9 protein-coding genes are annotated in these 8,557 nt (G+C 73.5%); 6 read left to right on the top strand and 3 right to left on the bottom strand.

The genetic code is table 11. From position 1 onward, the window contains the following. The first annotated feature begins 147 nt into the window (after nucleotides 1-147). The 5 genes from rbfA to JHD21_RS18035 are packed head-to-tail and all read left to right on the top strand — an operon-like array spanning nucleotide 148 to nucleotide 4,211. Nucleotides 148-669: a 30S ribosome-binding factor RbfA gene (gene rbfA, locus JHD21_RS18015; protein ID WP_292677973.1), complete on the top strand. Its 522-nt coding sequence runs from the start codon at nucleotides 148-150 to the stop codon at nucleotides 667-669. Continuing rightward, nucleotides 659-1,528 (top strand): tRNA pseudouridine(55) synthase TruB, encoded by an 870-nt coding sequence (gene truB, locus JHD21_RS18020; RefSeq protein WP_292677975.1) that lies wholly within the window; start codon nucleotides 659-661, stop codon nucleotides 1,526-1,528. Before rbfA ends, truB begins: the two co-directional genes overlap by 11 nt. Next, nucleotides 1,525-2,226: a class I SAM-dependent methyltransferase gene (locus JHD21_RS18025; RefSeq protein ID WP_292677978.1), complete on the top strand. Its 702-nt coding sequence runs from the start codon at nucleotides 1,525-1,527 to the stop codon at nucleotides 2,224-2,226. Before truB ends, JHD21_RS18025 begins: the two co-directional genes overlap by 4 nt. Nucleotides 2,227-2,236: 10 nt before the next feature. Next, entirely contained in the window at nucleotides 2,237-3,172 is a 936-nt protein-coding gene (locus JHD21_RS18030) for a bifunctional riboflavin kinase/FAD synthetase (protein WP_292677980.1), read from the top strand. A 1-nt stretch (nucleotide 3,173) separates the two neighbouring features. After that, on the top strand, nucleotides 3,174-4,211 hold the full coding sequence (locus JHD21_RS18035; RefSeq protein WP_292677981.1) for a hypothetical protein: 1,038 nt from the start codon (nucleotides 3,174-3,176) through the stop codon (nucleotides 4,209-4,211). On the opposite strand, the gene JHD21_RS18040 is transcribed toward JHD21_RS18035, so the two are convergent. Continuing rightward, complete coding sequence (locus tag JHD21_RS18040) at nucleotides 4,168-4,827, bottom strand: response regulator transcription factor (RefSeq protein WP_292677983.1); 660 nt, start codon at nucleotides 4,825-4,827, stop codon at nucleotides 4,168-4,170. The genes JHD21_RS18035 and JHD21_RS18040 overlap by 44 nt on opposite strands. Then, a complete protein-coding gene (locus tag JHD21_RS18045) occupies nucleotides 4,761-5,957 on the bottom strand; it encodes a sensor histidine kinase (protein WP_292677985.1) in 1,197 nt (398 codons plus the stop codon). The genes JHD21_RS18040 and JHD21_RS18045 overlap by 67 nt, the downstream gene beginning before the upstream one ends. Nucleotides 5,958-6,064: 107 nt before the next feature. Here JHD21_RS18045 and JHD21_RS18050 point away from each other — a divergent pair, with 107 nt between their 5' ends. Further along, complete coding sequence (locus tag JHD21_RS18050; RefSeq protein ID WP_292677987.1) at nucleotides 6,065-8,236, top strand: MMPL family transporter; 2,172 nt, start codon at nucleotides 6,065-6,067, stop codon at nucleotides 8,234-8,236. 59 nt (nucleotides 8,237-8,295) lie between these two features. On the opposite strand, the gene JHD21_RS18055 is transcribed toward JHD21_RS18050, so the two are convergent. Continuing rightward, complete coding sequence (locus JHD21_RS18055; RefSeq protein ID WP_292677989.1) at nucleotides 8,296-8,541, bottom strand: HPr family phosphocarrier protein; 246 nt, start codon at nucleotides 8,539-8,541, stop codon at nucleotides 8,296-8,298. Nucleotides 8,542-8,557: the final 16 nt, after the last annotated feature.

Here is an 8,557-nt window from a genome sequence, read left to right on the forward strand (position 1 = left end):
CCGGCGCGACGGAGGCGGGGCGGGGGCGGGTGTTCCACGGGGTGGCCGGTGGAACTCCCGCTTCGCCGCTCCAACTTCAGCGACTGAGCATGAGTTTCACCGGCGACCGGTGAAACCCGCCCCGGCCCGGCCCAGGAGGCAACAGGCATGGCAAACCCCCGGGTCCGCAGGATCGCGGACCGCATCCAGGTGATCGTGGCCGAGATGCTCGAGCGGCGGATCAAGGACCCGCGGCTCGGGTTCGTGACCATCACCGACGTCCGGGTGACCGGTGACAGCCAGCAGGCGACGGTGTTCTACACCGTCCTCGCGGGCGCGGCCGGCGAGCAGAGCGACGAGGCGGCGCTGGCGGCGACGGCCGCGGCGCTGGAGTCGGCGAAGGGTCTGATCCGCTCCGAGGTGGCCAAGCAGCTCGGCATGCGGATCACGCCGACGCTGACCTTCGTCGCCGACGCGCTGCCCGAGTCGGCGCGCCACCTCGACGAGGTCCTCCAGCGGGCCCGCCAGCTCGACGAGGAGGCCGCGGCCCGGCGCGTCGAGGCGTACGCCGGCGAGCCCGACCCCTACAAGAAGCCGCGCCAGCCCGAGCCCGACCCGGAGAACGACGCAGAGCCCGGCCCGGAGACCGAGCGGGAGACCGACCGGGAGACCGACGAGCTTGACGACTGAGTCCGGGCTGGTCGTCGTCGACAAGCCGGCCGGGATCACCTCGCACGACGTGGTGGCCCGGGTCCGCCGGCTCGCCGGCACCCGCAAGGTCGGTCACGCCGGGACCCTCGACCCGATGGCGACCGGTGTGCTGGTGGTCGGGGTCGAGCGGGCCACCCGGCTCCTGGGGCACCTGATGCTCACCGAGAAGGCGTACGACGCCACCGCGCGGCTCGGAGTGTCCACCACCACGGACGACGCCGAGGGCGAGGTCACCGACACCGCCTCCGCCGGCCACCTCGACGAGGCCGTCGTCCGCGCGGCGTTCGCGGAGCAGGTCGGCGAGATCCTGCAGGTGCCCACGGCGGTCAGCGCGATCAAGGTCGACGGCAAGAGGGCCTACCAGCGGGTCCGCGAGGGCGAGGAGATCGAGCTCCAGCCACGACCGGTCACCATCCACTCGCTGGAGGTGCTCGAGCAACGGGTCGCCGGGGACTGGCTCGACGTCGACATCTCGCTGCGCTGCTCGAGCGGCACCTACGTGCGGGCGATCGCCCGCGACGTCGGCGCCGCGCTCGGCGTGGGCGGCCACCTCACCGCCCTGCGGCGCACGGCGGTCGGCCCCTACGGCCTCGACGTCGCCCACACGCTGGACGAGCTCGCCGGGTCGTTCGCGGTGCTGCCCATCGCCGACGCCGCCCGGGCGGCGTTCCCCGCCCTCGACCTGGACGAGACGGCAGCTGCCGCGGTGCGGGTGGGGCGGGCCCTGGACGTGGACCTCGACGGGCTCACCGCGCTGTTCGCGCCGGACGGTGGGTTCCTGGCGCTCTACGAGCCTCGTGACGGACAGGCTCGGTCGGTGGCAGTCTTCGTCGGATGACCGACGACGTCCGGGACGCGGTCGAGCGTGGCTGGCGTGAGCTGGCGGGGATCGATGCGGCCCTCGAGCGTGGCGAGATCGACGAGGACGGCTGGCACGCGGCCGTCCTGGCCATCATCGAGCCGGCCTACCTCGGCGCCGGGACCCCGCAGGGGCAGTCCGGGCAGAGCGGGGACGAGGCCGGCTGGGAGCAGGCCCGGCGGCTCGTCCTCGACGCCGTGGACGGGGACGGGACCTTCCTCGACGTCGGGTGCGCCAACGGCCTGCTCATGCAGTCGGTGCACCGCTGGGGCGCCGAGGACGGCGTCGCCCTCGAGCCCTACGGCGTCGACATCTCGGCCGCCCTCGCCGAGCTGGCCCGGCGGCGGTGCCCGCAGTGGGCCGACCGGATCTGGACCGCCAACGCGCTCGGCTGGCACCCGCCGCGGCGGTTCGACTACGTCCGGACCGGGCTGGACTACGTCCCCGCGGCTCGGCGGGCCGACCTCGTCCGGCACCTGCTCGACCACGTCGTGGCGGCCGACGGGCGGCTGCTCGTGGGGGTGACCAACGAGGAACGCGGCCGGCCGGGCCTGGCCGGCGCGCTGGCGTCGTGGGGCTTCGAGGTGGCCGGCACGGCCACCCGACCGCACCGCCACCCGGCGCTGGAACGCACCGTGCACTGGCTCGACGGCGAGGCTCGTGCGGACCGCAAGTAGTCTCACGCCCGTGCAGATCTGGCGTTCCCTCGACGAGGTGCCGGCCGACCTCGGCCGCACCGTCGTGGTGATCGGCAACTTCGACGGCGTGCACCTCGGTCACCAGCACGTCCTGGCCCGGGCCCGCGAGGTGGCGCGCGAGGACGGCCTGAGCGTGGTCGCGGTGACGTTCGACCCGCACCCGATGGCGGTGCTGCGCCCGGAGCACGCACCGGTGCAGCTGACCACCATCGAGGTCCGGGCCGAGCTGCTCGCCACGGCAGGCGCCGACCACCTTCTGGCCCTGCCGTTCGACCGCGACATGGCCGGCTGGACGCCGGAGGAGTTCATCGAGCGTGTCCTGGTCGGCGCCCTGCACGCCGCCACGGTCGTCGTCGGCGCGAACTTCCGCTTCGGGCGCAAGGCAGCCGGCGACGTGGCGACCCTGCGGACCGTCGGCGCGACGTCCGGGTTCACCGTCGACGGCCTGGCCCTCGACGGGGGGCCGATGGTCTGGTCGTCGACGTACATCCGCCAGTGCCTCGCCGCCGGCGACGTGGCAGGTGCTGCCGAGGCGCTCGGCCGGCCGTACGCCGTGCGCGGGGTCGTGGTCCGCGGCGACCAGCGCGGCCGCGAGCTGGGCTTCCCGACCGCCAACGTCCCGACCGACGGCCTGACCGCGGCCCCCGCCGACGGCGTGTACGCCGGGTGGCTGCGGCGCCTGGACACGGGCGAGGTCCATCCGGCCGCCATCAGCGTCGGCACCAACCCGACCTTCGACGGCGTGCGGGACCGAAGGGTGGAGAGCTACGTCCTGGACCGGGCCGACCTCGAGCTCTACGGCGTCGAGGTCGAGGTCTCGTTCGTCGACCGGCTGCGCGGCATGGTCGCCTTCGAGTCGGTCGACAGGCTCGTCGCCCAGATGAACGACGACGTCGACCGCGCCCGCGAGATCCTGGCCGTCTGAGGTGGCCGCTGAGCCCACGGGGCCGCTGGGCGAGTCCGAGGTCTGGTTCCAGCGGCACGGCCTGCCCTACTTCGTCCCCGGCGAGCGGGCCGCGGTCCGGGCGGCGTTGCGGCCCGGCCGCACCCTGCCGCTCCTGGTGGTTGTCCTGCTGGCCGCCATCGCGGCCGGGGTCGCCCTGGCGTGGTACGCCGAGGAGATCTCGGCCGGCCCCGCGCTGCTGCTGGCCATCGTGCTGACCGCGGCCCTGTGGTACGCACTCACCGCCCTGCGGTTCCGTCCCATCGTGGGCTGGGCACTCGGTCGTACCACCGGCACGTTGGCCCGGCTGCTGCCGACGATGTCGCGGGCGCTGCCCCTGCTCCTCGTCTTCGTGACCTTCCTGTTCATCAACGCCGAGGCCTGGCAGATGACCGCGGAGCTCCCGATCGGCCTGCTCTGGCTCACGGTGCTGCTGTTCGTGTCCCTCGGCGTCGTCTTCCTGCTGGTCCGGCTGCCGGAGGAGGTCGACAAGGCCGACGACGACGTGGACGACGAGTTCCTCACCCGAGCCTGCGCGGGCACGCCCCTGGAGCGGCCGTGTGCCGAGCTGCTCGCCGACCCCGACGCCGACCCGGCGGCTCGCGCGGAGGTCCACGGCTACGAGCGCTGGAACCTCATCCTCGCGCTGGTCATCGTGCAGGCCGTCCAGGTGCTGCTGCTCGCCGTCAGCGTCTTCGCGTTCTTCCTGGTCTTCGGGTCGCTCGTCATGGAGCCGCAGGTCCAGGAGTCGTGGACCGGCACGAACCTCCAGAACATCGCCTGGCTGCCGAGCGTCTCGCTCCAGCTGGTCAAGGTCTCGATCTTCCTGGCCGGTTTCTCGGGGCTCTACCTGACCGTCTCCACCGTCACCGACGAGACCTACCGCGCCCAGTTCTTCTCGGGGGTGACCCGCGAGCTCGAGCGGGCGGTCGGCATGCGCGCCGTCTACCTGGCGTTGCGGGACCGGTCGGGCCCGGTCACAGACGGAGGTACGCCAGCACCGCCTGCACCCGGCGGTTGACCTCCAGGTCGACCGGCAGGTCGAGCTTCGCGAAGATGCTGTTGATGTGCTTGGCCACGGCCTTCTCGGTGACGAAGAGCGCCGCGCCGATCGAGGCGTTGGACCGGCCCTCGGCCATCAGGGACAGGACCTCCTTCTCCCGGGCGGTGAGCCGGTCCAGGGGCTCGTCGCGACGGCGCGCCATCACGGCGGCGACGACCTCGGGGTCCAGGACGGTCCCGCCGCCGAGCACCCGGCGTACCCCGTCGACGAACTGCCGGACGTCGGACACCCGGTCCTTGAGGAGGTAGCCCACCGCCCCCTCGCCGCTGGCCAGCAGCTCGCGGGCGTAGAGCTGCTCGACGTACTGGGACAGCACCATGACCGGGAACCCCGGCCGGCGCTCCCGCACCGCGATGGCCGCCCGCAGGCCCTCGTCGGTGAACGACGGCGGCATCCGGACGTCGAGCACCGCGCCGTCCACGTGGGGGTCGGCCAGGGCGCCGTCCAGCTCGACCGCGTTGTCGACGGCCCGGGCCACGACGAACCCCGACCCCTCGAGCAGGGTGGTCAGGCCGGCGCGGAGGAGGGCGTTGTCCTCGGCGAGGACGAGTCGTGGGGGTCGCTCAGGGCGCACGGCACCTCCAGGGTGACGACCGTGGGGCCGCCTGCGGGGCTGGACACCGCCATCGTGCCGTCGAAGGCCGCCAGCCGCCGCATGACACCCCGCATCCCGGTGCCGGCGTCGGGGTCGGCACCGCCGCGGCCGTCGTCACCGACCACGACGCGCAGCACGCCGTCGCGATGACCGAGCTCGACCCAGGCGTGCTCGTGCCCGGCGTGCTTGGCGGCGTTGGCCAGGCACTCGGCGACCGCGAAGTAGACCGCCGACTCGATCGGGAGCGGCAGGCGGCCCGACAGCCCGCCGGAGACCTCCACCGGCACGGCCATGTCGAGCGCGAGCGCCCGGACCGCGCCGTCGAGCCCGCGGTCGGCGAGGACCGGAGGGTGGATCCCCCTGACCACGGACCGCAGGTCGGCGATGGCGGCGCTCGTGGCCTCGCGCGCCTCGCTCACGGTGCGCCGGGCAGCCTCCGGGTCGTCCTCGAACTGGGCCTCGGCCATGCCCAGGCTCATCGACACGGCGACCAGCCGAGCCTGGGTCCCGTCGTGCAGGTCGCGCTCGAGGCGGCGCAGCTCGGCCGCCGAGTGGTCCACCGCCTCGGCCCGGCTCCGGGTCAGGGCCGCGACCCGCTGCTCGAGGCGCTCGGTCGCGCCGTAGGTGAGGAACGTCAGGTCGACCCGTGACCGCACCGCCATGAGGTGGGGCGTCCCGAACCACCAGAAGAAGAGTGTCGCGACCGCGACCATCAGCACCACGACCAGCAGGGAGATCACCCAGCCCGCGGTGATGGCCCACAGCAGCCAGCCCAGGTCCCGCCAGGTCATCGGGTCCCCGATCATGCTCCACAGCCGGACCAGCGGACCGCCGGGCGGCGCCGGCCGGTACGGCGACGGCACGTCGATGCCGAGGACCCGGCCCGCGATCCGGCGCTGCCGGTCCGCGATCCCCCGCACCACCAGCAGCCCGCCGAGCACCAGGGCGATGCCGACCCAGATGATCGCGAGCACTCCGCCGACGACGAAGAGCACCAGCCCCAGCAGCAGGGGCACCAGCCACAGCACCTGCTCGCCGGCGTACGCCGTGAGCCGCAGCGGCCCGGGCCTGGCGGACTCGGCGCTCGGTGGTGCGGACAGGTCGCTCATGCCCCCATCCTCGCCGACCGCACCGGTCCCGGCAGTGGTGCCAGCACCACCTCGGCCGGGGACCTGGCACCCCTGACGGACACACCGCGCGGCGGGAGCGTGGAACCATGACGAACCCACTCTCGAACCTGGCCCACCGGATCGCCCGCTGGTGTGCACTCCACCCGTGGCGGGCGATCCTCGGCTGGGTCGCCGCCGTGGCCGTGGCCGTCGGGCTGGCCGCAACGGTCCCCACGCAGGAGACGACCGACGCCGACTACCGGCTGGGCGACTCGGGTCGCGCCGCCGCGATGGTCGACGAGGCCGCCTTCGAGGACGCCGACACCGAGCAGGTCCTGATCACCGCGCGAGGCGGTGAGCTCGACCCGGGAGAGGCCCGGCGGGCCGCCGCGGAGGTCGTCGCGCGGATGACGGCGCTGACGGAGGTCGACGCGGTCGCCGAGCCGCAGGCCAGCCCGGACGGGACGGCCTACCTCGTCTCGGTGCAGCTGGCCCGCGACCAGGACGACGTCTCCGCGCTCCAGGAGGTGACCGAGACCGTCGCCGCGGACTTCCCGGCGCTGGACGTGCGCCAGTCGGGCGACGTGAGCCTCGACGCGGCCATCGGCGACCGGGTGGCCGAGGACCTGGCCTCGGCGGAGACGCTCAGCCTCCCGATCACCCTGGCCCTGATGCTGCTGGCCTTCGGGGCACTGATCGCCGCCGGGCTGCCGGTGCTCCTGGCCGCCACCAGCGTCGCCGCCACCATCGGCATCCTCGCGCCCCTGTCCTACCTGGTCCACGCGGAGTCGACGGTCACCAGCATGATCGTGCTGATCGGGATGGCGGTCGGGGTCGACTACTCGCTCTTCTACCTCAAGCGCGAGCGCGAGGAGCGGGCGAAGGGCCACTCCAGCCGGGACGCGGTGGAGATCGCCGCCCAGACCTCCGGTCACTCGATCCTGGTCTCGGGAGGCGCCGTGATCTGCTCGATGGCCGGCCTCTTCGTCATCGGTGACTCGACCTTCAACTCGCTGGCGGTCGGCTCGATCCTCGTCGTCGCGGTCGCCGTGCTCGGCTCGATCACGGTGCTGCCGGCGCTGCTCGCCAAGCTCGGTCGGTGGGTCGACCGTCCGCGGGTGCCGCTGCTGCACCGCCTGACCCGCCGGATGGGCACCGGTTTCATCAGCGGGCGGGTCCTCGGCCCGGTGACCCGTCACCCGCTCGTGGCGCTCGCTCTCTCGACCGTGGTCGTGCTGCTGCTGGCGGTCCCGGCCCTGGGCATGAAGACGCACAGCGCCAACCTCGAGACCCTGCCGGCCTCGATCCCCGAGGTGCAGACCATGCGCGACCTCGGCTCCGCCTACCCCTCCGAGGGCACCACCGCGGAGGTCGTGGTGGCCGGCGACGAGAGCCTGCGGGACGAGGTGGCCGAAGCGCTGGTGGGGCTGCAGGTCGCGGGGGAGGAGACCGGTCGGTTCACGGCCACCGGGGAGCCGGTCGCGGTCTCCGCCGACGGCCGCACGTCGGTCCTGACGATCGGCATCCCGTACGACGAGTCGGACGAGCGGGTGGACGCGGCGGTCCGTGAGCTGCGCACCGACCTGGTGCCGCGGGCGCTCGACGGCCTGGACGTCGAGCACGCGGTCGGGGGAGACCCCGCGGAGTCCCTGGACTTCGTGGAGCGCCAGCAGGAGCGCCTGCCGCTGGTGATCGGTTTCGTGCTGCTGCTCACCCTGCTCATCATGGGTGCGACGTTCCGCAGTGCACCGATCGCGGCCGTCTCCGCGGTCCTCAACCTGGCCTCGGTCGGGGTCGCGTTCGGGATGATGGCGCTGGTGTTCCAGCACGGGTGGTTCGAGAGCGCCCTCGACTTCAGCAGCCCGGGTTTCGTCATCGACTGGATCCCGCTGTTCGTCCTGGTGGTGCTGGTGGGGCTCTCGATGGACTACCACGTCTTCGTGCTCAGCCGGGTGCGCGAGCACGTCGCGCGGGGGCTGCCCACGAGGCTCGCGGTCCGCCAGGGCGTCGAGGAGACGGCGGGCGTGGTCGCCAGCGCGGCCGCGGTGATGGTCTCGGTGTTCTCGATCTTCGCGACGCTGTCGATGCTGGAGATGAAGATGATGGGCGTCGGCCTGTCGTTCGCCATCCTGCTGGACGCGACGCTCATCCGGCTGGTCATGCTGCCCGCGGTCCTGTGCCTGCTCGGCGAGCGGGCCTGGTGGCCCGGCCGCCGGCCGCAGCCGGCCGGCGACCGGGTGCTGGAGGCCGACGCGGCGTACGAGCTGGCCGGTCGCTAGGGATGCGGCGCGGACGGGGCATGAATCTGAGGCTGGCGGGGCAGGCGAGGCTCCGCCCGTCAGTCCGCGTCGAGGTCCCGCTCGACGAGTGCGGCGATGGCGTCGACGGCCGACTGGTCCGCACCGGCGACCTCGACGGTGTCGCCGCACTTCGCACCCAGGGTCATGATCATCAGCGACGACCCGGCGTCGACGCCGTTGATGGTCACCGTGCTCCCGAGCCCTTCGGCCGCCTCGGCGATGAGGGCGGCGGGCCGGGCGTGCAGACCGACGGACGAGGCGACGACGACGGACTTGCTGGGCATGGGTTCTCCTCTGGGC

Origin of the sequence: Nocardioides sp. (assembly GCF_016462705.1) — a bacterium.
Classification (GTDB): domain Bacteria; phylum Actinomycetota; class Actinomycetes; order Propionibacteriales; family Nocardioidaceae; genus Nocardioides.